The organism is Pseudomonas sp. VD-NE ins (assembly GCF_031882575.1).
Classification (GTDB): domain Bacteria; phylum Pseudomonadota; class Gammaproteobacteria; order Pseudomonadales; family Pseudomonadaceae; genus Aquipseudomonas; species Aquipseudomonas fluorescens_BZ.
On sequence record NZ_CP134772.1, the window covers coordinates 6554055 to 6578897 of the forward strand.

Below are 24843 nucleotides of genomic sequence, written 5' to 3' on the forward strand. Positions count from 1 at the left end.
AGAAAAGGCCTTACCTGATGCCCCTTCAACACACTTTCAAACCAAAACACTTGGCTTTGGCCATTTCGCTGGCGCTGGCTTGTGTAGAGCTTGCCAATGCTCAGCAACCCTCTGAAGTCGCTGATTCAACCGCAATAGCGAATGCTACGAAACAGTCCGAAACCAGCCCTAACGAAATGGCGCTTGAACGACTCAGGGCATTTCTCACTGCCCCAAGTACGGTGCCCATCGCTTTTGAAACCCCTGAAAAAACTTTTAAAGGTACCGCTGTAAACGATTTGATCACGCTCACGGACGGCGCAAGCTTTACGGGCCTGCTGGATGGTGGCGAGGGGGATAACGTGCTGTTCCTGAATGCAGCGGGAGGCGGCGACCTGAAAGACACACGTAATTTCAACGGCCTGTTCGTCAGCCGGGGCGATTGGGCGCTGAGTTCCAAGGGAGACTTCAAGGAGGGCGTGCTGGTCAGCAGCGGTACCGCGTTGACCAACCTGGGGAGCATTAAGGGCGACGTGTATGTCGAGAGCGGTGGCAGCTTTGCCGGTAAAGGTGTGGTGGGAAGCCTGCAGGTCGCCGGCCTGCTCACCGTCAATGAGGTGCTAGGCAGCCCGCGCGTGAAAGGCGACTTGCGCTTGTCCCCGACCGCCGAACTGGCTTATGAGGTCAGCCCCGGTGGCAGTCAAACGATCAAGGTTGATGGCACTGCCAGACTGGATGGTGCAACCCTGAATGTCGTTGCCGTTCCAGGGGAGTATCCGCAAAGTCGCCAGTACAAAATCATAGAAGCCGGCAAGGTAGAAGGTGAATTCGCTAAGGTCCTTAACAACCTCGCCTTCATGACCGCCACTCCGCAATACAACAAAAAGTCCGTCGGGCTGACTTACGCCCGTAACGGTGAGTCGCTTTCGAGCGCTGCCACGACAGACAACGGTCGTGTTGTTGCCGAAAGCATTATCGATCCAACAGTACCTACGCCATCCGCGACGCCAACGCCATTGACGGCGTCTGCACCAGCTCCAGCTCCAATTTCTGTTCCTGTTCCTGTTCCTGTTCCTGTTCCGACTTCAGCGCCGACTCCCATTGCAGAGTCTGTCCCATCGCCAATGCCGGACGAACCCCTTACCGCGCAAGTTAACGAGTCCGCCGAACAGCCCGCACCTGCGCCAATAAAACCCGCAAACGCAGCAGTCGCCGCGCTTCTGACCAGCGACAAAACCACCGCACCGGTCGCCCTCGAACAACTCGCCGCCGGCAGCAATGCCAATCTCGCCAAAGCCACCCTGAGCAGCGTCACTCCGGTGAGCGCGAGCATGCTTTCGGCCATGCAGCAGCTGAATAGCCGTTACGGCTCTGCCTATAGCTCTGGGAACTCGCCACGTCAGGCCGCTGGTGCTGCCGATTCCGGGCGGGTGTGGATTCAGGCGCTCGGCCATGGCGGCAAGGTTGACCGCGAGTTCGACAGCACCCTGAAACACGCGACCCAAGGTCTGGTCATGGGCGCCGACTGGCGGCTCGATGAGCAATGGCATGTCGGCCTGGTTGGCGGAAAATCGCAGACCAGACTCGATGCCCGGCAATATGATGGCGACCTCGACAGCTGGCACCTCGGCGCCTACGCCGTGCGTCAGGACGGACCGTTCTCACTGCGGCTCGGGGCAACCTATGCCAGTCATGACGGCGACAGCAAACGTCGCGTGGCCTTCAACGGCTTCAGCGATCGCCTCAAGGGCAATTACGACGCCAACACCCAGCAAGCCTTTGCCGAACTGGCGGTCAATGTTGGCCGGCACAACGCGACGCTCGAACCGTTCGCCAGCCTCGGCTATCAGCGCTACCAGCGCGACAGCTATAGCGAAAAAGGTGGGGATGCGGCGCTGAAAGTCTTCGGGCAAACCCGCGATAACCTCAGCAGCACCTTCGGCCTGCGCACGGCAAAAATCAATCGACTGGATAACGGCATGACGTTGACGCCGCGCTTCAGTGCCGGCTGGAAACACACCTTTGGCGAGATTGAAAACGACACCCGCCAACAACTGGTCAAGGGTGGCAAACGCTTTGAAATTGCCGGTGCAGCGCTGGATCGCAACAGCCTGGCCTTGGATGCAGGCATTGATCTCGGGCTGTCTGCCAATCACACCGTCGGCGTTGGTCTCACCGGTGAAATGGCCACTGACAGCCGCACCCACGGCGTAATGGGCCAATGGCGCATGGCGTTCTGACTGACACAACACTTTCTGTAGGAGCTGCCGAAGGCTGCGATCTTTTGATCTTTGTTTTTATTAACCCAAAACAACATCAAAAGATCGCAGCCTTCGGCAGCTCCTACAGATGAAAAATTCAGGAAAAAAAAAGGGGAGCACATGCCCCCCCGAGGTTTAAAGCATTGGATCGCGGCGGTTATCTCAGCCTTCGATCTCGATCAGAATTTCACCCGGATTGACCCGATCGCCCTTGGCCACATGAATCGCGGTGACCTTGCCGGCAATCGCTGCCTGGACTTCGGTTTCCATCTTCATCGCTTCGGTGATCAACACAGCCTGGCCGGCCTTGACGGTGTCGCCCTCCTTGACCAGCACATCGACGATGTTGCCGGGCATGGTGGTGCTGACGTGGCCCGGTGCCGAGGCTTGCTTGCGTTTGCTGCTGCCACCGCCGACGAATTCGTTGAGCGGTTCGAACACCACTTCTTCCGGCATGCCGTCGATGGACAGGTAGAAGTGACGCTTGCCTTCAGACTTGACGCCGACACCAGTGATGTCGACGCGGTAGGTTTCGCCGTGCACGTCGATGACGAACTCGGTCGGCACGCCTTCGCCACCCGCTTTTGTCACACCGCCCGCTTCAGGAATCGGCAGCAGCACTTCCGGCGTCAGGGTGCCGGCGGCGCGCTCTTCGAGAAACTTGCGGCCGATGTCCGGGAACATGGCGAAGGTCAGCACGTCTTCTTCCGACTTGGCCAGTGCACCGATGTCAGCGCGCAGCTTGGTCATTTCCGGCTTGAGCAAATCGGCCGGACGTACGTCGATGACTTCTTCGCTGCCGATCGCCTGACGACGCAGTTTTTCGTTGACCACGCCAGGCGCCTTGCCGTAGCCGCCCTGCAGGTAGAGCTTCACTTCGTTGGTGATGGTTTTGTAGCGCTCGCCGGCCAGCACGTTGAAGAACGCCTGGGTGCCGACGATTTGCGAAGTCGGGGTCACCAGCGGCGGGAAGCCGAGGTCTTCACGTACACGCGGGATTTCCGCGAGCACTTCGGCCATACGGTTGAGGGCGCCCTGCTCTTTCAACTGGTTGGCGAGGTTGGAGATCATCCCGCCCGGCACCTGGTTGACTTGCACACGGGTGTCGACCGCAGTGAATTCGCTTTCGAACTGGTGGTACTTCTTGCGCACGGCGTAGAAGTACAGACCAATCTCTTGCAGCAGTTCGAGGTTCAGACCGGTGTCGAACTCAGTGCCCTTGAGCGCCGCGACCATCGACTCGGTGCCCGGGTGGCTGGTGCCCGACGCGAAGCTGGAGATCGCAGTGTCGATGTGATCGGCACCGTTTTCGATTGCCTTGAGCTGGCACATGGTCGCCAGACCGGCGGTGTCGTGGGAATGAATGAACACCGGCAGCGACTGTTCGGCTTTCAACGCGCGAACCAGTTCACCGGTAGCGTACGGGGTCAGCAGACCGGCCATGTCCTTGATCGCCACCGAGTCGCAACCCATGGCTTCCATCTGCTTGGCTTGTGCCACAAACGCGTCGATGGTGTGCACCGGGCTGGTGGTGTAAGCGATGGTGCCTTGCGCGTGTTTGCCGGCCGCTTTCACCGCCTCGATGGCCACGCGCAGGTTACGCACGTCGTTCATTGCGTCGAAGATGCGGAACACGTCGATTCCATTCACCGCAGCCTTGGCGACGAAGGCTTTGACCACGTCGTCGCTGTAGTGGCGGTAGCCGAGCAGGTTCTGCCCGCGCAGGAGCATTTGCAGGCGGGTGTTAGGCAGCGCCGCGCGCAGTTGGCGCAGACGCTCCCATGGATCTTCCTTCAGGAAGCGGACGCAGGCATCGAAGGTCGCGCCGCCCCAGCATTCCAGCGACCAGTAGCCGACTTTGTCGAGCTTGTCGCAGATCGGCAGCATGTCTTCGGTGCGCATGCGGGTGGCGAGCAGCGATTGGTGAGCGTCGCGCAGGATGGTATCGGTAACGAAGATCTTCTTAGTCATTGGTATCTCCTCATAGCGGCAAGCTTCAAGCTACGAGCTGCAAGAAAAAGCCCAGTCGCTCTTGCTTGAAGCTTGTAGCTGACAGCTCGCAGCTGCATTTAAAGGCCTGCGTGGGCGGCGATGGCGGCGGCGATGGCCAGGGCCAGCTCTTCGGGTTTGCGCTTGATCGAGTAGTTGGTCAGTTCAGGGTGGCTTTCAACGAAGCTGGTATTGAATTGGCCGCTACGGAATTCCGGGTTGCGCAGGATTTCCTGGTAGTACGCGGCGGTGGTCTTCACGCCTTGCAGGCGCATGTCGTCCAGCGCACGCAGGCCACGGTCCATCGCCTCTTCCCAGGTCAGTGCCCAGACCACCAGTTTCAGGCACATCGAGTCGTAGAACGGCGGAATGGTGTAGCCGGTGTAGATCGCTGTATCGGTGCGCACACCCGGGCCGCCGGGGGCGTAGTAACGGGTGATCTTGCCAAAGCTCGGCAGGAAGTTGTTTTTCGGGTCTTCGGCGTTGATGCGGAACTGCAACGCGAAACCACGGTGCTGAATGTCTTCCTGTTTCACCGAAAGCGGCAGGCCGGAAGCAATGCGAATCTGTTCGCGGACGATGTCGATCCCGGTGATCTCTTCGGTGATGGTGTGTTCCACCTGCACCCGGGTGTTCATCTCCATGAAGTACACCTCGCCCTCGGCGAGCAGGAACTCCACAGTACCGGCGTTCTCGTAACCGACAGCCTTGGCCGCACGCACCGACAGATCGCCGATGTAGGCACGCTGTTCCGGGGTCAGTTGCGGGCTCGGGGCGATTTCGATGAGCTTCTGGTTGCGACGCTGGATCGAGCAGTCACGCTCGAACAGGTGCACGACGTTGCCGAAGCTGTCGCCGAGGATCTGCGCTTCGATGTGTTTCGGGTTGACGATGCATTTTTCCAGGAACACTTCGGCCGAACCGAAAGCCTTGGTTGCCTCGGAAATCACCCGGGGGAAATTCTGTTCCAGCTCTTCGCGGCTGTTGCAGCGACGGATGCCGCGACCGCCACCACCGGAAGTGGCTTTGAGCATCACCGGGTAGCCGATGCGGTCGCCCTCGGCCAAGGCCTCTTCGATGTCAGCAACGTTGCCTTCGGTGCCCGGCGTCACCGGTACGCCGGCCTTGATCATGCTGCGGCGCGCTTCGGTCTTGTCGCCCATACGGCGAATGACTTCCGCCGACGGGCCGATGAACTTGATCCCGCGCTCGGCGCAGATATCAGCCAGCTCGGCGTTTTCCGAGAGGAAACCGTAACCGGGGTGCAGTGCATCGCAGCCGGTTTCAACCGCCAGGTTCACCAGCTTGCGCGGGTTCAGGTAACCGGCCAGTGGCTCGGCACCGATGCTGTGGGCCTCGTCCGCACGCTTCACATGCAGCGCATGGCGGTCGGCGTCGGAAAAAATCGCAACCGAGCGGATGCCCATTTCGGCGCAGGCTCGCACGATTCGTACGGCAATCTCACCACGGTTGGCGATCAGGATCTTTGTTATCACTTGGAGGTTCCCTTGAGCCGGTGGCACCACGACCTGCTAGACCCAGGTCGACGCGTGACCAAATGTTTCAATTTAGTCGCAGGTCCACACTAGCGCTCATGAGGGATTAACAAAAATGAATAAAAATTGGGTCAGGCATAAGTAAAGACTTATAGTTGAAGCATCCGCCAGCCGTCAGAGCCTGTAAAAAATGCGTAAGTCCTTGATGCGTATGACATTGCGTCAATTGCAGATCTTCAACGAAGTGTGTGATTTACGCTCGTACAGCCGCGCAGCCGAGGAAATGTCCCTCACACAACCGGCCGTCAGCCTGCAGATTCGTCAGCTCGAAGAGCTGATCGGCCAGCCATTATTCGATTATGTCGGCAAAAAACTCTACATGACCGAAGCCGCCGAAGCACTTCAGCGCGCCAGTCGAGACATCTTCGGACGCCTGGAAAACCTCGATATGCAGCTGTCGGACATGCAGGGCTCGCTGCAAGGTCAGCTGAAACTGGCGGTGGAATCCAGCGCCAAATACTTCGTCCCGCACCTGTTCGCCGCGTTCAAGCGCCAGCACCCGGAAGTGAATCTGCAACTGACCGTGGTCAACCGTGGCCAGGTGATTCGCAGGCTGTCCGACAACCGCGACGATCTGGTGATCATGTCGATGGTGCCGCAGGACATGGGCCTGGAATTTTTGCCGTTTCTCAACAACCCGATTGTTGCCGTGGCGCGTCCGGATCACCCGCTGGCACACATGGGCCCGCTGCGCTTGCAGGATCTGGAACCCTACACGCTGCTGATCCGCGAACCCGGCTCGGGTACACGACTGGCCTGCGAAGAATATTTCAAGGAGAAGCGCGTGCACTTCACCCAGACCCAGGAAGTGGCCTCAGCCGAAGCTCAGCGTGAATGTGTGCAGGCGGGTCTGGGCCTGGCGCTGTTGACGCGCCACGCCCTGAACCTGGAGCTTGCGACCGGTGGGCTCGTCGAGTTGCCGGTCGAGGAATTGCCGCTTTTCCGAAGCTGGTGCCTGGTGCAAGCCAAGGCCAAACGGCTGTCACCAGTGGCGCACGCCTTCCTGGCGTTTATCCGCAGCGAGCGCGTGCAGATCAGCGCGCTGGTTGAGCGTTTCGACGGGAAGCTGCGGGCGCTGCCTGCCAGTGAGTGATGTCGGGAAAGTCGCCGATTTCGGCTTGAAGCTGACGAAGTTCGAAACGATCTTCGATAGCGCGGCGAAACTCCATGCGGCGCTGGTCTTCCTGCTGACGACGGGTTTTCGCGGCGCTGTTGCGTTCTTCGTAGGGCTGAGCCATTTCGAGTCTCCCAAGGCGATGACGGGAGTTTCACGATAGGCGGGAGGGATGACGGTTTGATGAAAGTAACCGTCGTAAAGCAAAAGATCGCAGCCTTCGGCAGCTCCTACAGGGATCGCATTCCACATGTAGGAGCTGCCGAAGGCTGCGATCTTTTGATCTTAATCATCCAGCGCTTTGGCGGCTTTTGGCGACAAGCGCAGGCTGCGCAGACTGCGCTTCACGCTCTTGAGGTGATTGACCAGGCTCGGCCCGCGCGCCATGGCCACGCCCATCGCCAACACGTCGATCACCACCAGGTGAGCGATACGCGAAGTCAGCGGCGTATAAATTTCCGTGTCTTCATGTACATCGATCGCCAGATTGACGGTCGACAACTCAGCCAGCGGCGTCTGGCTCGGGCACAGGGTAATCAGCGAAGCGCCACTCTCACGCACCAGATTGGCAGTGATCAGCAGATCCTTGGAACGCCCGGACTGAGAAATGCAGATCGCCACATCAGTCGGCTTCAACGTCACCGCCGACATCGCCTGCATGTGCGGATCGGAATACGCCGCTGCAGTCAGCAGCAAACGGAAGAACTTGTGCTGGGCATCCGCCGCCACTGCACCTGAAGCGCCGAAGCCGTAGAACTCGACGCGCTGCGCCTGCGACATCAGCGTCACCGCGCGCTGCAACTCAACCGGATCGAGCTTCTCGCGAACCTCCATCAAGGTGTGCAACGTGGTGTCGAAAATCTTCAGGCTGTAATCGGCAACCGAGTCGTCTTCGTGGATCGCGAACTGGCCGAAGCTGGCACCGGCGGCCAGACTTTGCGCCAGTTTGAGCTTGAGATCCTGAAAACCGGAACAACCGATGGCGCGACAGAAGCGCACGATGGTCGGCTCGCTGATGCCGACGCTGTGGGCCAGGTCGGCCATGGAACTGTGCATCACCGCCGCAGGGTCAAGCAGCACGTGGTCGGCGACCTTGAGCTCCGACTTGCGTAACAGGTGACGTGACTGGGCGATGTGTTGCAGCAGATTCAAGGGGCTGGACTCTTCTTATGGGCAAGGATGTAGCACGCTTGTAGTTATACTACATGAATTGGCTTTTTGCCTGCTCAATGCGTAACTCCATGTCCCTGTATCAGGCACGATGCCGTGCATGTAGCCCTTAAAACGGTTTGTCCTGTTCGCGCAAAAGCCCGGCCAGACTGGCAGCCTCCACAGGCCGGCTGATCAGATAACCCTGCACTTCATCGCAACGCTCGGCGCGTAAAAATTCCAGCTGCTCCTGGCGCTCGACACCTTCGGCGACCACTTTCAGTGACAGCCCATGGGCCATGGCAATGATCGCGCGAGTGATCGCCGCATCCTCGCTCCCTTCGCCCAACCCGCGAATGAATGCCTGATCGATCTTCACGTAGTCGACCGGAATGCGCTTGAGGTAACTCAACGACGAATAGCCGGTGCCAAAATCATCGATCGCCAGTTTCACCCCCAGATCACGCAATTGCTGGAAGGTCGCGATGATGTGTTCGACGCTGTCGAGCAACTGGCTTTCGGTCAGTTCCAGCTCGAGGTAGTGCGGCGCCAGACCGGTTTCCTCCAGCACCTGGCGCACCAGACTGACCAGCTTGCCCTGGCGCAATTGATGTACCGACAGGTTTACCGAAACACGGATCGGCTCCAGCCCCTGACGTTGCCATTCGCAGGCCTGCCAGCAAGCCTGACGCAGGACGAATTCGCCAATCGGCCCGATCAGGCCGGTTTCCTCGGCAAGCCCAATGAAATCCCCCGGCGGCACCCGGCCCATGGTCGGGTGATCCCAGCGCACCAGCGCTTCCGCCGCATTCAGCCGTCCGGTTTGCAGGCACAGCTTCGGCTGATAAAACACCTTCAGCTGCTTTTCCTCGATGGCTTTGCGCAACTGATTTTCCAGCTGCAAGCGCTCAAGGGTGCTGGCCTGGAGGCTGTCGGTGTAAAACTGGAAATTGTTACCGCCCAAGTGCTTGGCGTGCTGCATGGCCATGTTCGACTGGCTGACCAGCGCAGAAATCTCTCGGGCATTGTCCGGCAGCATGCTGATGCCCATCGAGGCGCTGACCACCAACTCGTGCCCCTCGACCGTCAGTGGCAGGCGCAATTTGCTCGACAGGCGCGTGGCGACCCGAGCCAGACTCGACAGGTTGCCATAGGCGTCGAACAGTACGGCGAACTCGTCGCCGGACAATCGGGCGATGGTGTCGGCTTCCGGCAAAGCGTTGACCAAGCGGCGCGCCATTTTCTGCAGTAATTGGTCGGCAATCTCATGGCCGAGGCTGTCGTTGAGCAATTTGAAGCGATCCAGATTGATGTGCAGCAGCGCCAGACTGCGTCGACCCTGACGCGAACGCTGATGCGCTTCGTGCAAGCGCTCGCGGAACAGTGAGCGGTTGGCCAAACCGGTCAGTTCATCGTAATGAGTCAGATAACGCATGCGCTCTTCGGATTCGCGTCGCGCCGACAGATCGGCGAAGAAGCCGACGATATGGCTGACATTTCCCCGACCATCACGCACTGCATTCAGTTGCAGCCATTGCGGGTAAAGCTCGCCGTTCTTGCGCGTCTCCACCAGTTCGCCCTGCCAACTGCCGTGCTGCTCCAGTGCATGACGGATCGCCACGTAATGGCGGCGGGCATCGCGGCTGCATGGCAGCTCGACGACGTTGCGCCCGAGCATGTCCTCGATGTCGTAACCAGTGACCCGGCTGAACGCTTGATTGATTGCGATCAGCGCGTAGTTCGGATCGAGAATCACGATGCCTTCACTGGCCGCTTCAAACACCGTCGCCGCCAGACGCTGCTGCTCCTCGAGGCTTTTGCTGGCGCTGATGTCGCGGCGGGTGCCGACCATGCGGATGACTCGCCCGCTGTCGCTGCGTTCTACTGCGCGGCCACGGTCTTCAATCCAGACCCAATGGCCATCGCTGTGACGCACGCGGTATTCGATCTGGTAGTCCTCGGTGCGCCCCTTCAAGTGCTCGATCAACGCGTATTTCAGCGTCGGCACATCGTCTGGATGCAGACGTGGCTTGAGGTCGCGCAACAGCGCCGTGACGTATTCCGGAGCGAGGCCGAACAGCTCCTGAATCTGCGTGTGGTGGACTTCGTCGGTTTGCAGGTTCCAGTCCCACAGCCCCAACTCGCTGGCCTTCAGCGCCAGCGCCAGCCGCGCTTCGCTTTTGCGAAGGGCCTGATTGGCCGCGTCCAGTTCAAGGCTGCGCTGTGCCACGCGGTCTTCGAGTTCGACCTGGGCTTCACGCAACTTGCCCTCGGCACAGCGACGCTGGTCGATTTCCCTGGCCAGCTCCTGATTGAGCTGCTCGCTGCGCATTTGCGTCTGTTGCAGGTGTTCGATCAAGTGCTGATTCTGGAAGCGCCGCAGTAAACCGCGATCAATCAGCCGATTGACCTGCCACGCCACCACGCTCAGCGAACCAAGCAGGATCAGGCCGAGCCAGCCCCAACCGCGCGCCTGCTCGTCGCCGCCCCAGAACAGATAACCGATCGCCGGCAACAGGCAGGGCAAGGTAAACGACAGAAACGCCGGCAGGCTCACTGCGTAGGCGACGCTCGCCGACAGAGTCGCGGCGCCAATCAGGCCGAACACCCAAGCCTGTTGCATGAAGTTGTCCGCGGGCACCAGGGCAATGCCGGCACCGGCCAGGGTCAGACCGGTCATGGTCGAGCCAAGCAGAAACATCCGCCGCCAAATCGGCTGCGCCTGACGATCAGGGATTGCCGAGTCGAACGCTGCGACCTGAATCACCCGCAACGCCACCAGCGACAGCAGCCACACCAACCAGACGCTGACCACGAAGTAGCGCTGCGGGCTCCAGAGCAAAGCGGCGCAGACCAGACCATTGATCAACATGAACAGCGTGGGCAGCAACGAGCCCTGATACAGCAGACGCGTGCGCTCGACCGCCATCTCGACGGCATAGTGCTTGCGGATAACCCGGGGTTCCACAGAGGGGCCCGACAGTTCGGAGCTGAGGGTCATGGGCAACGTTCTTGTTCTTATAAGGAGGGCTTGCGCCCGAAACGTGGACGGAGCATACACAAGCCGATCCCGTTGCCAAACTGCTCCAGATCATAATTTCAGCGAAACTTTTCCGTCCTTTGCCACCGGCCAAACCCTTGGAGCGCGGCGGGCCGATGCCTGTAGGCAATGACCGACCGGTCGTCATTCACAGCACTTTCATCGGCTAATGCAAAGCTCGGTTTGCCCGGGCCTGCGGCGCACCCTAGAATGCCCCGATGCGCGATGATCTCTCCCTTCTGCTGAACTCCCTCAACGATGCCCAACGCCAGGCCGTAGCAGCCCCCGTTGGCCGTCAGTTGGTCCTGGCCGGTGCTGGCTCCGGTAAAACCCGAGTGCTGGTGCACCGTATCGCCTGGTTGATCCAGGTCGAAAACACCTCGCCCCACTCCATCCTGTCGGTGACCTTCACCAACAAAGCCGCTGCGGAGATGCGTCATCGCATCGAGCAGTTGCTGGGTATCAACCCGGCCGGCATGTGGGTCGGCACCTTCCACGGCCTGGCGCACCGCTTGCTGCGGGCGCACTGGCAGGAAGCCGGACTGAGCCAGACTTTCCAGATTCTCGACAGCGACGACCAGCAACGGCTGGTCAAGCGGGTGATCCGCGAGCTGGGCCTCGACGAGCAACGCTGGCCGGCCCGTCAGGCACAGTGGTTCATCAACGGCCAGAAAGACGAAGGCCTGCGTCCGCAACATATTCAAGCCAGCGGCGATCTGTATCTGGCGACCATGCGCGGCATCTACGAAGCATACGAGGCGGCGTGCCAGCGTGCCGGCGTCATCGATTTCTCCGAATTGCTCTTGCGTGCCCTCGACTTGTGGCGCGATCACCCGGGCCTGTTGGCGCATTACCAGAAGCGCTTCCGCCATATTCTGGTGGACGAGTTCCAGGATACCAACGCCGTGCAGTACGCTTGGTTGCGCCTGCTCGGCAAGGGTGGCGATAGCCTGATGGTGGTCGGCGACGACGACCAGTCGATTTACGGCTGGCGCGGCGCGAAAATCGAAAACATTCATCAGTACTCGTCCGACTTCGCCGATTCGGTGACCATTCGTCTGGAGCAGAATTACCGCTCCACCGCCGGCATCCTCAAGGCGGCCAACGCCCTGATTGCCAACAATACCGGGCGCCTCGGCAAAGAACTGTGGACCGATGGCGGCGATGGCGAAGCGATCAATCTGTACGCCGCGTTCAACGAACACGACGAAGCACGCTACGTTGTCGAAACCATCGAAAGTGCGCTGAAAACCGGCTTGGCTCGCAGCGATATCGCGATTCTGTACCGCTCCAACGCCCAATCGCGCGTTCTGGAAGAAGCCTTGCTGCGCGAGCGCATTCCGTATCGCATCTACGGCGGCCAGCGCTTCTTCGAGCGTGCGGAAATCAAGAACGCCATGGCGTATCTGCGTTTGCTCGAAGGTCGCGGCAACGATGCGGCGCTGGAACGGGTGATCAACGTGCCGGCCCGTGGCATCGGCGAAAAAACAGTCGAAGCGATCCGCGATCACGCGCGCCACAGCGATGTGTCGATGTGGGAAGCGATGCGCCAACTGGTCGCCAACAAAGGCCTGACCGGTCGCGCTGCCGGTGCGCTGGGTGCGTTTATCGAGCTGATCGAGAATCTCGCCGCCAAGTGCATGGAAATGCCGCTGCACTTGATGACGCAAACCGTCATCGAGCAGTCCGGACTGATCGCTTATCACGAAGCGGAAAAAGGCGAGAAAGGCCAGGCCCGGGTAGAAAACCTTGAGGAACTGGTCAGCGCCGCGCGCAACTTCGAGAACACCGAAGAAGACGAAGAGCTGACGCCACTGGCGGCATTCCTCGGCCATGCTTCGCTGGAAGCCGGGGACACTCAGGCTGACGAGCACGAAGACAGCATTCAGTTGATGACCCTGCACAGCGCCAAAGGTCTGGAATTCCCTTACGTGTTCCTGGTGGGCATGGAAGAAGGCCTGTTCCCGCACAAGATGAGTCTGGAAGAGCCGGGTCGTCTTGAAGAAGAACGGCGTCTGGCCTATGTCGGCATCACCCGGGCGATGCAGAATCTGGTGATGACCTATGCTGAAACCCGACGCCTGTACGGCAGCGAGACCTACAACAAGGTCTCGCGCTTCGTACGCGAAGTGCCGAAGGGTCTGATTCAGGAAGTGCGCTTGTCGAACAGCGTCAGCCGACCGTTCGGCGGCAATCAGTCGATGAGCGGCAGCAACCTGTTCAGCGGCAGCGAAATTCCGGAAACGGGTTTCAGCCTCGGTCAGGCGGTACGCCATTCGATCTTTGGTGACGGCGTGATCCTCAACTTCGAAGGTGCCGGTGCGCAGGCGCGGGTGCAGGTGAACTTCAGCGAAGGCAGCAAGTGGCTGATGCTCGGTTACGCCAAGCTGGAAGCTATCTAAAAGCGAAAAGATCGCAGCCTTCGGCAGCGCCTACAGGGGATTGTGTATCTGTAGGAGCTGCCGCAGGCTGCGATCTTTTGATCTAAACCCACCCGGAACAGGGCAGTGCAAATGGGCTCAGGTTTCTTTTCTTCCTGGACATTCTGGGCCCTGCTCTCGGCCACTTTCGCCGCATTGACGGCGATCTTCGCCAAAGTCGGTATCGAAAACGTCAATTCCGACTTCGCCACCCTACTGCGCACCATCGTGGTACTCGTCAGCCTGGCCTTGATTTTGTACGCGACGGGCCAATATCAGTCTTTGGGATCGATCTCTGCCAAGAGCTATCTGTTCCTGCTGTTGTCCGGACTGGGTACCGGTGCGTCGTGGCTGTGCTACTTCCGTGCACTGAAAGTCGGTCCGGCTTCACTGGTTGCGCCAGTGGACAAACTCAGCGTGGTACTGGTGGCGGTGCTTGGCGTGATCCTGCTGGGCGAGAAACTCGACCTGCGCCAATGGGGCGGCATCGGCTTGATTACAGCCGGTGTGGTAATGCTGGCGTTTCGTCGCTAAGGCGATTTCACACTGAACCTGTCTCGATTTCCTACAGCCAAAAGTACATGGCCTTATTGCCCCGACCGAGCTGAACGTAACCTGTCAGGCAAAAGCCCGAAACACTCTCTCGCTAGCCAGTAACACTTCAGCTGTGCAACATGGCGCGCGTGTCTCCACAAACGGGAATTCCTTTTATGAAACGTTTTCTTAGCATCGCCATGGCGTTGTGCATCGGCCTGACGATGAGCCTCGACGCCAACGCCAAGCGCTTTGGTGGTGGCAAAAGCGCCGGCGCTGCGCCGACGCACCAGACCAGCCAGATGGCTCCTTCTTCTCCAGGTGTCGGCGGCGCGGCTGCGACCGCAGGTGCTGCCGGTGCCGCAGGCGCTGCCGCCAAGGCCGGCGGTGCTTCGAAATGGCTCGGCCCTCTGGCCGGTATCGCCGCCGGTGGCCTGCTGGCGTCCATGTTCATGGGCGGCGGCTTCCAGGGCATGCAGATCTTCGACATCCTGATCATGGCCGTGATCGCGTTCGTGATCTTCCGCTTCATCGCCGCGCGTCGCCGCAAGCAGCAAGAGCAGTTCGCTCCGGCCGGCGCGCCGATGCAGCGTGAAGTGTTCGAGCAAAAGCCTGCCGCCATGGGCTCGATCTTCGGTGGTTCGGCTGCACCTGCTGCCGCCCGTCCGGTGATCAACGCACCGGCCTGGTTCAACGAGCAGAACTTCCTTGAAGCTGCACGCAGCCACTTCCAGTCGCTGCAGCAGCACTGGGATGCCAACGAAATGGACAAGATCGCCGAGTTCGTGACCCCGCAAATGCTCGAGTTCCTCAAGCGTGAGCGTGCGGATCTGGGCGACGCGTTCCAGTCGACCTACATCGACAACCTCCAGGTGCAACTGGATGGCGTGGATGATCGTGCCGACAAGACCATCGCCACCCTGACCTTCAGCGGTGTGTCGAAGTCCTCGCGCTTCGATCAGGGCGAAGTGTTCAGCGAAAGCTGGAACATGGAACGTCCGCAGGGCGAGAACCAGCCTTGGCTGGTTGCCGGTATCCGCCAGAACGGCTGATACCTTCCGGGCGTCACCTGCCGTGATAAAAAACCCCAGCCTCGGCTGGGGTTTTCTATTTCGCGGTTGCATCTATAGCGAGCTACTGTATAAACCGGCCCATATAAACCGCGCCATTCAAGCAAGAGGATCCCGGACGTGGAAGAAATCATCGAACAACTGCGTGAAGCCAACGAACCCGTGCCGGTTCCTTTGGAATTGCCTGACGAAGATCTGCTGGTCGAAATCGAAGAACAGCTGTTCATCGACATCCCGTTTGTCTTCAGAGAATTTTTGCTGACCGTCAGCGATGTGGTGTACGGCAGCCTCGAACCGGTGACTGTTACCGACCCACAATCCCACACCTACTTGCCGGATGTTGCCGCCAACGCCTGGGATGCCGGTGTTGATCGCAGCCTGATTCCAATCTGTCAGGACGGCGACGACTACTACTGTGTCGAAGAGGATGGCACGGTGGTGCTGTGGCAGGCCGAAGAAGAGTTGATTGCCGAGGAAACCTGGGAATCGGTGTGGCACTGGGCACGGGACGTCTGGCTGGAAAGCTGATCGGCCAGCCGCCCCGGCAGGTCAATGTCCCGACGACTCCTTGTGGTTGTCGAGGGTTTCCAGCAGCGCCACCTGCATCCGCGTGTGCACGCGGATGAACCAGCGCCAGAGCAGCGCCGCCACGGCGGCTGCAACCACGGCGATCAGCACCAGCAACTTGTTGGTCGGCAGAATACTGGCCGACAAGGCTGCCAACAGCAGGAAAATCACCAGCAGCGAGAGAATCGGGATCACTTCGGAGATCACTCGACGCACTCGCTGCGTGTGACGCCCGGCCATCTCCGGCTTCACGCCCATCTCCGCCAGCAGCATCGACAACGCCTTGAGCTTGCGATAAGCGGCGATCAAAAACGGCAACGACACCAGCAGCGCCCCGCCCCAGATCAACGCCTTCTGCCAGCTCGGATCGCTGATCCAGTCCTGTAGCCAAGCCGAGAGGCGCGCAGCGAAAAATGCCCCGCTAAAGAAGATCGCAATCACCAACGCCAGATTGACCCCGACCTGTAGCAGGATCTTGCGGATGATCGACGCCAGCATCGCGCCCTCGCCTTGCGGCTGGATACTGCGCAGCCATTCACCATACATGCCCAACACACGCCCCAGAGGCTTGGGCACAGCGCCAGACAGCTTGATCGACAGCGGATCGGCCGCGCGAATCAGATAAGGCGTCAGCAGCGTCGTAATCACCGACACGGCCACAGCGACCGGATAAAGGAAGTTGCTGGTGACCTGCAAGGTCATGCCGAGCGCGGCGATAATGAAGGAAAATTCGCCAATCTGTGACAGCCCCATCCCCACGCGCAGTGAGGTGCGTCCGTCATTGCCGGCGATAAACGCCCCAAGGCCGCAGGACAACATCTTGCCGAGCACAACGGCTACGGTGATCACCGCAATCGGCCACGCATATTCGAGCAGAATCATCGGGTCGAGCATCAGGCCAATAGCGACAAAGAAGATCGCACTGAACAGGTCGCGGACCGGCTCGATCAACCGCTCGATTTTCAGCAACTGGCGCGACTCGGCCATGATCGCGCCGATCAGGAAGGCGCCGAGCACCATGCTGTATTCGAGTTTGACCACCAGCAGGCAGAAGCCGAAACACAGGCCGAGCACGGTGATCAGCAGCATCTCGTTGCTTTCGAATTTGGCCACATAGGCCAGCAGACGCGGCACCAGCAAAATACCGATGACCAGCGCGACGATCATGAACAGCGACAGCTTGCCGACCGTGGAAAACACTTCACCGGAGCTGACGGTGCCGCTCACTGCGATGCTCGACAGTAGCGCGATGATGCCAATGCCGAGAATGTCTTCAACGATCAACACGCCGAAGATCAACTGCGCAAAGCGCTCGTTTTTCATCTTCAGATCGTTGAGCGCCTTGACGATGATGGTGGTCGAGGAGATCGCCAGAATCGCGCCGAGGAACAGCGAGTCCATGGTGTTCCAGTCGAACCAGCGGCCGATTTCGTAGCCGATCCAGATCATCAGGACGATCTCGAGGAACGCCGCAATAAACGCCGTGGCACCGACCTTGAACAACTTGCGCAGGCTGAACTCCAGCCCGAGACAGAACATCAGGAAAATCACCCCAAGCTCGGCGAGGGTCTTGATGGTTTCTTCGTCGTGGATCAGGCCGAACGGCGGGGTGTGCGGGCCGATGATGAAGCCGGCGACGATGTAGCCGAGCACCACCGGTTGTTTGAGGCGATGAAACAACACGGTCACCACACCTGCGACCAACATGATCACTGCCAGATCCTGAATAAAACTGATGGCATGCATGGCGTGGGCTCCTTGAATGACGAGGCTCGCCGGCAGACGTCAGAAAGGTCTGGGAGAGCGAAGTAAAAATCCGCTTTTCGTGTGGGAATTGCCCTTGGAAGAGGCTTTTGCAGGTTAACACCGCGACTTGCGGCTGGAAGGCGGTGCAATATATGGAAACAGATCGATCCCGGCGTGACGGCGGCCCCTCGCCCGGCGTCCCGATAACGGTGCTTTAGAAAAGCGACCAGGCACCCGCAGAGGTGCCTCCAGAAACCAGCCTTGATCCGTGAGAACGTTATGGAACCCGGAAACGCCCAGCTGTCGATGACGGTACTGATGACCCCCGACATGGCCAACTTCTCTGGCAATGTCCACGGCGGCACCCTGCTCAAATACCTCGACGAAGTGGCCTACGCCTGCGCGAGCCGTTATGCCGGCCGCTACGTGGTGACCCTGTCGGTGGATCAGGTGATTTTCCGCGAGCCGATTCATGTCGGCGAACTGGTGACCTTCCTCGCCTCGGTCAACTACACCGGCAATACCTCGATGGAAGTCGGCATCAAAGTGGTGACCGAGAACATCCGCGAGCGCTCGGTGCGCCACACCAACAGCTGCTTCTTCACCATGGTCGCGGTGGATGACCAGCGCAAGCCGGCCGCCGTGCCGCCACTGCAACCGCAGAACAGTGAAGACAAGCGTCGTTATATGCAGGCGCAGCAGCGTCGGCAGATTCGTCAGGAGCTGGAGAAGCGCTATCAGGAGATCAAGGGCGACGCCTGAGATCAAAAGCAAAAGATCGCAGCCTTCGGCAGCTCCTACAGGGTTTTGCATTCCCCTGTCGGAGCTGCCGCAGGCTGCGATCTTTTTTGAACGATAACGCGATTACAAACTGATCGCCGTCGCCTCAAACTTCACCCGCGGATGTGCAATCCGATCCTGCGCCCGCACCAGCTGCAACTCATAACTGGCGCACGCCTGAGTCTCCAGCAGCACTTCATGCACCGCCGCCGCCGTGAATTCGAACGCCGCCACCAGACTGTCGCCCAACAGTACCCGCGCCAGGAACAGGCCGGACGTCAGATCGCCAACGCCCACCGGCTGACGCGGAAACGCCAGCAGCGGGCGGCGCAGATGCCAGCTGCCTTCGGCCGTTACCAGTAGCATTTCAAAGCCATCGGCCGGTTTGCCCGGATAATCCAGATGCTTGACCAGCACCGCTTTCGGCCCACGCGCCAGCAGCGCCCGCGCCATCGCCAGGCAATCGAACAGCGACTGCGGCTTGCGCCCGGAGAAGCTGTCCAGCTCCAACTGGTTCGGACACATGATGTCCGCCACGGCCGCCGCCTCTTCCAGCAGGAAGTCGCTGACCTCGGTCGGCACACTGCAGCCCTTCTCTGGATGGCCCATCACCGGATCACACAGATACAGCGCCTTCGGATTGACCGATTTGATGCGCTCGACACCGCTAAGAATCGCCCGGCCCTGCGCCGCGCTGCCGAGGTAACCGGACAGTACTGCGTCGCAGTTGCCCAGCTCGCCAATGGCCGCGATGCCTTCGACCAGCTCGGGAATCTGCTGCGGCGCCAGCACTTCGCCGGCCCACTGGCCGTACTGGGTGTGGTTGGAAAACTGCACCGTATTGAGCGGCCAGACATTGACCCCGACCCGCTGCATCGGAAAAACCGCGGCGCTGTTGCCGGCGTGGCCGAACACCACGTGGGACTGAATGGCGAGCAGATGAGGCGTACGTTTCATTCGGGTCATTCCGTAAAACGATTGAAATTCAAGCCGCGCAGTATGCGACGAAACGCAGCCTGTACGACAGACCGGCGACGCAGTTAAGCTGACGCTATCTTTTGGAGTTCGATGTTGATGCTGACCCTGGAAAACATCTTCGTGCTGATACTGTTTGCCGCTGCTGGCGCCTGGCTGTGGCACAACCACGGCTTGCGCGAACGCGCGCTGGAGCGGGTCAAGCAGCATTGCCTGAACGTGCGGGTCGAGCTACTCGACGGCAACGTTGCATTAAAGAAGATCGGTTTCATCAAGGACGCCAACGGTCGCCGACGACTGGCGCGGGTGTACAACTTCGAATTCACCGTGACCGGCGAAACCCGGCATAACGGCACCATTACCCAGTTTGGCGCACACAGCGCGCAAATCGAACTGGCGCCCTACCCGGCACCGTACGACGACACGCCACCGGTGGTTGAAGTGCACAAGCCCCGGGCGGAAGTGATCGAGTTGAGCCAGTGGCGGCAGGAACATACGAAGTGGAAGCCTTAAAGATCAAAAGATCGCAGCCTTCGGCAGCTCCTACAGGGAACCGCATGTAGGAGCTGCCGAAGGCTGCGATCTTTTGATCTAACTGTCCCGACACCCCGACAAACCCTGCTGCAGCTTTTCAATGTTTTGCGGATCGACGAAGATCAGCTCGATTCGCGAATCTTTTCGCCATTCGCTGGCTTGCCAGATCAGTTCGGCATTATTCAAAGCGTTCGCGGACACCCAGCCCTCCGAGCTATGGATAACCAGTTTCGCCCGCTGCCAATTGAGGCTGGCTAGCCAGTCAGCCATGCGCCGCTTGTCGAACGTCTGCCCCGGATGCCAGCGCCAACCAATACTCCAGCCCCCCTCCTGCGCCTGACTCAGGCAAATCGGCAGCGTCGGATCAGTCCAGACGGCCGGCATTTGTCCTGATCCCTTGGGTACGGCCAGGTTATCCACACCGTTGACTGCTTTTGCGGTCAGACCCGGCAGTTCGCTCAGGCTCAATCGCGCCTCTCGAGTCCAGACCAACGGCACTGCCGGCAACTGGCTGGCAATTTTTTCCCTGGCCCTGTCATCAAGGTTTTCAGCCTTGTTCAACAACAGCAGACCAGCGGTTTCCAAGGCTTCCTGTTGCGCTGCCGGCAAGGTTTTCCCCGCTTCAAGCGCCTGAGCATCCAGCACCAGCACACACGGTTGCACCGCCAGCACACCCCGCCACGGCGCCTCATGTAACTGTTCAATCAGCTGCGCCGGATGCCCCAGCCCGGAGGGTTCGATGAACAATCGATCCGGCTTCGCCTTGCGCAACAACCGCCCAAGACCAATCTGAAAAGGCGCGCCATTGACGCAACACAGGCAGCCGCCGGCCACTTCGCCCAGTGCGATACCATCGGCGTCACTCGTCAGCAGTGCGGCATCGAGACCGACCTGACCGAACTCGTTGATCAGCACCGCCCAACGCTCACCTTCCGGCCGCTGGGCCATGAGCTGGCGGATCAGGCTGGTCTTGCCGGCGCCCAAAGGGCCAGCAATGACATGGGTAGGAATGTTCTGCAACATGGCCGGAAGCTTTCTTGGGAGATTCAAAGATGCGTTGGATGGGATGGTCGTTGCTGTTGACGCTGCTGTCGAGCGAAGCGTGGGCTCAGGCCTGCGTGGTGCACAGTCAAGGTGAGCGGCTCGACGTCAAAGTCTGTCAGCAGAACCGCAATATTCCTGAAAAACTGTTCAACGACGGCTTCTGTCAGCCAACGCTGGCCGGGCAAAAAGTCGAGGTGCAATACGTCGATCAATGCCCGAGCGGTGCGTTTGGCGTGTGCAGCAACGCGCAAGTCGCCAATATGCCTTATCGCCAGGATATCCACTATTACGGCGTCGCCACGGATGCCGCGTATCTGAAGCCGTACTGCGAAGGCCAGAGTCAGGGTTCGTGGCTCCAGCGTTGAGGCATTAGCCAAGCCAGTCGAGAGTCAGGATCAAACGGCGCTGGTCGGCGGCAGGTTGCGGCGAGCGGTGAATCAGGCCGAAGCCTTCATTGCCATGCCATTTCTCGCCTTTCAACAGCGCCACGTCGCCGCTGTCGAGTTGCTGGATTTGCACGTGGGGCTCGGCGTTGGCCTGCCCCAGTTGACTGCGATCCATCGCACCTTCCTTGAGCCATTGGCTGCCAACGCCCGCATAAGTCGTGATCAGGCGCACCGGGACGTGATCGACATGGAAGCGTGGACACATGGCTTTATCGAGCACCCGCAGGCGCACACCTACCCGCTTTGCTCCCAGTAAGCAGACGAACGCGCTGACCAGCCATTTCAGGTCGGCGATAAAGCCCTCGTAGCCTTCCAGATCACGGAAGCCTGAAGCCACACCGGTGAGATCTGGCTCGGCGTCCTCATCCGGCAACTCGAGGCACAACGAGTCCGCCAAGGGTTCATTGAGCGACAGCAGCAGGTGGGCGAAATCGCTGATGTGCAACGGCAGTTGGCGTTGCCAGACGGCGAGGTTGGTGTCGTCTTCGAGGATTCGCGTCAACGCCTTCGGTGTCGGACCTTGATGCTGATGGCGCGTACGGTTCTGCAGCAGCTTTAGCGCGAGCATCAGGCAGCCTCCTCGTGCCAAGGGCCGAACGGGTCTGGCAACAATCGCCAGCCTTTGACACCGAGCGCCATTTCTTCATCGGTGAGCAGGCAGGCATCCAACTCGGCTGAGAGCTGCAGGAAATCGATGTTCTGACCAATAAACACCAGTTCCTGGCGGCAGTCTCCTACGCTCGGCGTCCAGTTTTCCATGATGGCGGCGGTGCTTTCCTGATCTTGTGGCCACTGCTCCTTTGGCACGAAACGCCACCAGCGCCCGGCAAAACCGTGGCGCATCAAACCACCGGCCTGCGACCAACTACCAGCGTCAGTGGGTTTGCTCGCGAGCCAGAAGAAGCCTTTGGAGCGCAGCAACTTACCGTTCAGCCAAGGACGGTCGATAAAGCTGAAGAAGCGTTGCGGGTGAAAGGGCCGACGGGCGCGATAGGCTGTGGAGGCGATACCGTACTCGTCGGTTTCCGGCACGTGCTCACCGCGTAACTCCTGAAGCCAACCGGGCGCCTGCGCGGCTTTTTCGAAATCGAAACGCCCGGTATTGAGGATTTTTTCCAACGGCACCTCACCCATCACCATCGGGATGATTTCCGCTTGGGCATTGAGACGCTGGAGGATGGCGATCAATTCCTCACGCTCGTGCTGGCTGATCAAGTCGATCTTGCTGATCAATAACACGTCGGCGAACTCGATTTGTTCGATCAACAGATCGGTGATGGAGCGTTCGTCTTCTTCGCCAAGGATCTCGCCACGGGAGGCGAGGCTTTCCGCCGCTTGGTAGTCCAGCAGGAAATTTACCCCGTCGACTACAGTGACCATGGTGTCGAGCCGGGCGATGTCGGAGAGGCTTTGGCCGTGTTCATCGCGGAAGGTAAACGTCTCTGCCACGGGCAATGGCTCGGAAATCCCGGTGGATTCGATCAGCAGATAATCGAAGCGATCTTCACGGGCCAGCTTGCTCACCTCTTCCAGCAGGTCTTCGCGTAACGTACAACAGATACAGCCGTTACTCATTTCGACTATTTTTTCTTCTGCACGATTCAGGCTGACATCACGCTGGACTTCGCTGCCATCAATATTGATCTCGCTCATATCATTGACGATAACAGCTACGCGCAAACCCTCTCGATTACGTAGTACGTAATTCAAAAGTGTACTTTTTCCAGCGCCAAGAAATCCTGAAAGTACGGTGACGGGCAACTCCGCTGACATTGGATAATCCTCTTCAGAAGGCAGGCAATTGGCGCTTTTTGCTGCGCGTGGCGTGTTCGCGCTTCCCATGGTGAATCACGTAGAAAACAAACACTTTGAAATTGGCCTGCCCAAGTCTAATTCGAATTAATGTTATAGTATAACAACGAGAAGACACCAGCCTTCTCTTGTCCTGATCGACAAAGAGCAGGAAGCTGTGCCAATCCCGAGCCCGGAAATCACCATGAAAAATGCGCTGAAATGCTCAATGTTGAGCTTTGGGTTATTGCTGGCCGGCAACGCGAGCGCTCAATTGCCAGCGCTCGCCAGCTGTACACGGAGCGCCAATCTGCTGGCGTGCGTGGACGCCGACGGCAACGCTTATAGCGTCAGCACCGTAGGCAATACCCTTTATCTGCGGGGTTTTGAAAAGAACGGCCGGCGTTATTGGGCGCAGACCAACAGTCGTTTCGGTCAATTGACGTTCTTCACCGGGATCGCCTCTGATGGCGAAGCTTGGGTTGGCTACACTCGACGTGTCGGCTGGACGACCATCAATCGTTTCTCCAGCTCGGGCGGCAGCAGTGCAAAATTCACCTGCAGCCGCATTATTGGCTGCTAAACCGGCGTGTTTTGTTGGGCTTTCTGCCAGGCAAGATAGCTGTCGACAGGCGGGTTCTTTTCAAAGTAACGCTGTAAGCCGTCAAACAAGCCGTTGGCCACAGCCTGCTGATGTCGCGCCGTGACCAGTCGCTGACTGTCGCGTGCGTTGGAAATGAAGCCGGTCTCCACCAGAATCGAAGGTACATCTGGCGATTTCAGGACCGCGAATCCTGCCTGTTCCACCCGTTTCTGATGGAGTGTGGTGATGCCGGCCAGACTCCCCAGAACCGCGCCTCCCAATTGCAGACTGGCGGCGATCGTAGCGTTCATCGACATGTCGAGAATCACCCCGGCCAGCATCGGATCTTTGTCTTTCAGATTGAGCAGGCTGGTGGCGCCGAGCAGATCTGCGCCGTTCTCCCGCTGCGCCATGAAACGTGCCGTTGCCGATGTTGCACCGCCCTCCGAAAGACAATAGACCGATGCCCCGGAAGCGGTCAGACGTGGAGCCGCGTCGGCATGTACTGAGATGAACATGTCAGCCTTATGCTGACGCGCGATCTCCACGCGCTTGCGCAATGGAACAAAAAAATCGTCATTGCGCACCAGTTTCACATCGAAGCCTTTCTCTTTTTTCAGGCGTTTGGCGAGCAACTGAGCAATGGAAAGCACCACATCCTTTTCTCTTTCCCCTTTGGCGCCGACTGCGCCGGGATCCTTTCCGCCATGACCTGGGTCGACGACAACAATGATGTCTCGTCTTGGATGTGCCTTCAGCGCAGGTGTTTCACGTGGAACCATTGGCTTATTTGGTGCGGACTTGGTGCTGACCAAATCGAGAACCAAGCGATGCCCCTGGCCGTCCTGCGGTGCCAAAAGGAAGCTGTTCAACAGCGTTGGGCTGCTCAGATCCAGAACAATCCGCGTATCACCGTGGCCAAAAGGCCCGGAGCGAATCGAACGAATCACTGTACCGTTCAGCGCCAGTTGACTGAAATCTGCGCCAACGCTCGCACCGGACACATCAATGATCAGCCGCTCCGGAGCGCTGAGGGTGAAGGTTTTGTAGCGCACCGGCCCACTCAAATCAAAGACCAATCGCAGTTTCTCATCAGAACGCCATAGCCGCGCGTTGCGAATCTGCGTGGCCGAAGCACTGAAAGGAAGGGCGAAGGCCGCGCTGGCCAGAATCAGATTAAGTAGATGACGTCTGTGCATATGAAAGCTCGTTCATGAAAAAGGCATCGTGATTTGAGTTGTTATAATGTAACATTCAATTCAATC

Annotated in this window: 21 protein-coding genes; 10 read left to right on the plus strand and 11 right to left on the minus strand. The window is 59.1% G+C overall.

The window, feature by feature from the left end; translation table 11 throughout:
• The first annotated feature begins 17 nt into the window (after positions 1 to 17).
• The gene (locus RMV17_RS29400; protein WP_311884456.1) at positions 18 to 2219 is read left to right on the plus strand and encodes an autotransporter domain-containing protein; all 2202 of its coding nucleotides are present in this window, start codon (positions 18 to 20) and stop codon (positions 2217 to 2219) included.
• A 183-nt stretch (positions 2220 to 2402) separates the two neighbouring features.
• On the opposite strand, the gene oadA is transcribed toward RMV17_RS29400, so the two are convergent.
• Positions 2403 to 4211 carry a sodium-extruding oxaloacetate decarboxylase subunit alpha gene (oadA, locus tag RMV17_RS29405; protein ID WP_034152128.1) on the minus strand — a complete coding sequence of 603 codons (1809 nt, stop codon included), beginning with the start codon at positions 4209 to 4211 and terminating at the stop codon, positions 2403 to 2405.
• Positions 4212 to 4309: 98 nt separating this feature from the next.
• Positions 4310 to 5725 carry an acetyl-CoA carboxylase biotin carboxylase subunit gene (locus RMV17_RS29410; RefSeq protein WP_025112637.1) on the minus strand — a complete coding sequence of 472 codons (1416 nt, stop codon included), beginning with the start codon at positions 5723 to 5725 and terminating at the stop codon, positions 4310 to 4312.
• Positions 5726 to 5915: 190 nt separating this feature from the next.
• On the opposite strand from RMV17_RS29410, the gene RMV17_RS29415 reads away from it, so the two are divergent.
• Positions 5916 to 6878, plus strand: a complete 963-nt coding sequence (locus RMV17_RS29415; protein WP_034152129.1) for a LysR family transcriptional regulator — start codon at positions 5916 to 5918, stop codon at positions 6876 to 6878.
• Here RMV17_RS29415 and RMV17_RS29420 read toward each other — a convergent pair.
• From RMV17_RS29420 to RMV17_RS29430, 3 genes are all read right to left on the minus strand, one after another.
• A complete protein-coding gene (locus tag RMV17_RS29420; protein WP_080761978.1) occupies positions 6820 to 7023 on the minus strand; it encodes a PA3496 family putative envelope integrity protein in 204 nt (67 codons plus the stop codon). The two genes, RMV17_RS29415 and RMV17_RS29420, sit on opposite strands and share 59 nt — an antisense overlap.
• Before the next feature lie 161 nt (positions 7024 to 7184).
• Positions 7185 to 8051, minus strand: a complete 867-nt coding sequence (hexR, locus tag RMV17_RS29425; RefSeq protein ID WP_007912071.1) for a transcriptional regulator HexR — start codon at positions 8049 to 8051, stop codon at positions 7185 to 7187.
• Between the two features lie 127 nt (positions 8052 to 8178).
• Positions 8179 to 11049 carry an EAL domain-containing protein gene (locus RMV17_RS29430; RefSeq protein WP_311884463.1) on the minus strand — a complete coding sequence of 957 codons (2871 nt, stop codon included), beginning with the start codon at positions 11047 to 11049 and terminating at the stop codon, positions 8179 to 8181.
• A gap of 257 nt (positions 11050 to 11306) precedes the next feature.
• Here RMV17_RS29430 and uvrD point away from each other — a divergent pair, with 257 nt between their 5' ends.
• The 4 genes from uvrD (at position 11307) to RMV17_RS29450 (ending at position 15640) form a co-directional block, all read left to right on the plus strand.
• A complete protein-coding gene (uvrD, locus tag RMV17_RS29435) occupies positions 11307 to 13490 on the plus strand; it encodes a DNA helicase II (RefSeq protein ID WP_311884465.1) in 2184 nt (727 codons plus the stop codon).
• Positions 13491 to 13601: 111 nt separating this feature from the next.
• Positions 13602 to 14042, plus strand: a complete 441-nt coding sequence (locus tag RMV17_RS29440) for an EamA family transporter (protein WP_016984014.1) — start codon at positions 13602 to 13604, stop codon at positions 14040 to 14042.
• Positions 14043 to 14218: 176 nt separating this feature from the next.
• Positions 14219 to 15094: a Tim44 domain-containing protein gene (locus tag RMV17_RS29445; protein ID WP_077575113.1), complete on the plus strand. Its 876-nt coding sequence runs from the start codon at positions 14219 to 14221 to the stop codon at positions 15092 to 15094.
• A gap of 138 nt (positions 15095 to 15232) precedes the next feature.
• Positions 15233 to 15640 (plus strand): SMI1/KNR4 family protein, encoded by a 408-nt coding sequence (locus RMV17_RS29450; RefSeq protein WP_003187120.1) that lies wholly within the window; start codon positions 15233 to 15235, stop codon positions 15638 to 15640.
• A gap of 21 nt (positions 15641 to 15661) precedes the next feature.
• Here RMV17_RS29450 and RMV17_RS29455 read toward each other — a convergent pair whose 3' ends face one another.
• The gene (locus RMV17_RS29455) at positions 15662 to 17425 is read right to left on the minus strand and encodes a cation:proton antiporter (RefSeq protein WP_311884468.1); all 1764 of its coding nucleotides are present in this window, start codon (positions 17423 to 17425) and stop codon (positions 15662 to 15664) included.
• Between the two features lie 279 nt (positions 17426 to 17704).
• On the opposite strand from RMV17_RS29455, the gene RMV17_RS29460 reads away from it, so the two are divergent.
• Entirely contained in the window at positions 17705 to 18187 is a 483-nt protein-coding gene (locus tag RMV17_RS29460) for an acyl-CoA thioesterase (RefSeq protein WP_003229693.1), read from the plus strand.
• A gap of 102 nt (positions 18188 to 18289) precedes the next feature.
• On the opposite strand, the gene pdxY is transcribed toward RMV17_RS29460, so the two are convergent.
• Entirely contained in the window at positions 18290 to 19162 is an 873-nt protein-coding gene (pdxY, locus tag RMV17_RS29465; protein ID WP_007912061.1) for a pyridoxal kinase PdxY, read from the minus strand.
• A gap of 117 nt (positions 19163 to 19279) precedes the next feature.
• On the opposite strand from pdxY, the gene RMV17_RS29470 reads away from it, so the two are divergent.
• A complete protein-coding gene (locus RMV17_RS29470; RefSeq protein ID WP_034152296.1) occupies positions 19280 to 19693 on the plus strand; it encodes a DUF3301 domain-containing protein in 414 nt (137 codons plus the stop codon).
• Positions 19694 to 19771: 78 nt separating this feature from the next.
• Here the strand turns inward: RMV17_RS29470 and RMV17_RS29475 are convergent, their stop codons facing one another.
• Positions 19772 to 20737: a CobW-like GTP-binding protein gene (locus RMV17_RS29475; protein ID WP_311884471.1), complete on the minus strand. Its 966-nt coding sequence runs from the start codon at positions 20735 to 20737 to the stop codon at positions 19772 to 19774.
• Between the two features lie 29 nt (positions 20738 to 20766).
• Between RMV17_RS29475 and RMV17_RS29480 the strand changes: the two genes are divergently transcribed.
• Positions 20767 to 21123: a hypothetical protein gene (locus tag RMV17_RS29480; RefSeq protein WP_034152138.1), complete on the plus strand. Its 357-nt coding sequence runs from the start codon at positions 20767 to 20769 to the stop codon at positions 21121 to 21123.
• A 4-nt stretch (positions 21124 to 21127) separates the two neighbouring features.
• On the opposite strand, the gene RMV17_RS29485 is transcribed toward RMV17_RS29480, so the two are convergent.
• Entirely contained in the window at positions 21128 to 21772 is a 645-nt protein-coding gene (locus tag RMV17_RS29485; protein ID WP_311884474.1) for a DUF1826 domain-containing protein, read from the minus strand.
• Positions 21772 to 22977, minus strand: a complete 1206-nt coding sequence (zigA, locus tag RMV17_RS29490) for a zinc metallochaperone GTPase ZigA (protein WP_311884476.1) — start codon at positions 22975 to 22977, stop codon at positions 21772 to 21774. The genes RMV17_RS29485 and zigA overlap by 1 nt, the downstream gene beginning before the upstream one ends.
• Positions 22978 to 23200: 223 nt before the next feature.
• Here zigA and RMV17_RS29495 point away from each other — a divergent pair, with 223 nt between their 5' ends.
• Positions 23201 to 23578 (plus strand): glutamine synthetase, encoded by a 378-nt coding sequence (locus RMV17_RS29495; RefSeq protein WP_311884478.1) that lies wholly within the window; start codon positions 23201 to 23203, stop codon positions 23576 to 23578.
• Here the strand turns inward: RMV17_RS29495 and RMV17_RS29500 are convergent.
• Positions 23575 to 24777, minus strand: coding sequence for an N-acetylmuramoyl-L-alanine amidase (locus RMV17_RS29500; protein ID WP_311884479.1), 1203 nt, complete (start codon positions 24775 to 24777; stop codon positions 23575 to 23577). The two genes, RMV17_RS29495 and RMV17_RS29500, sit on opposite strands and share 4 nt — an antisense overlap.
• Positions 24778 to 24843 lie beyond the last annotated feature (66 nt).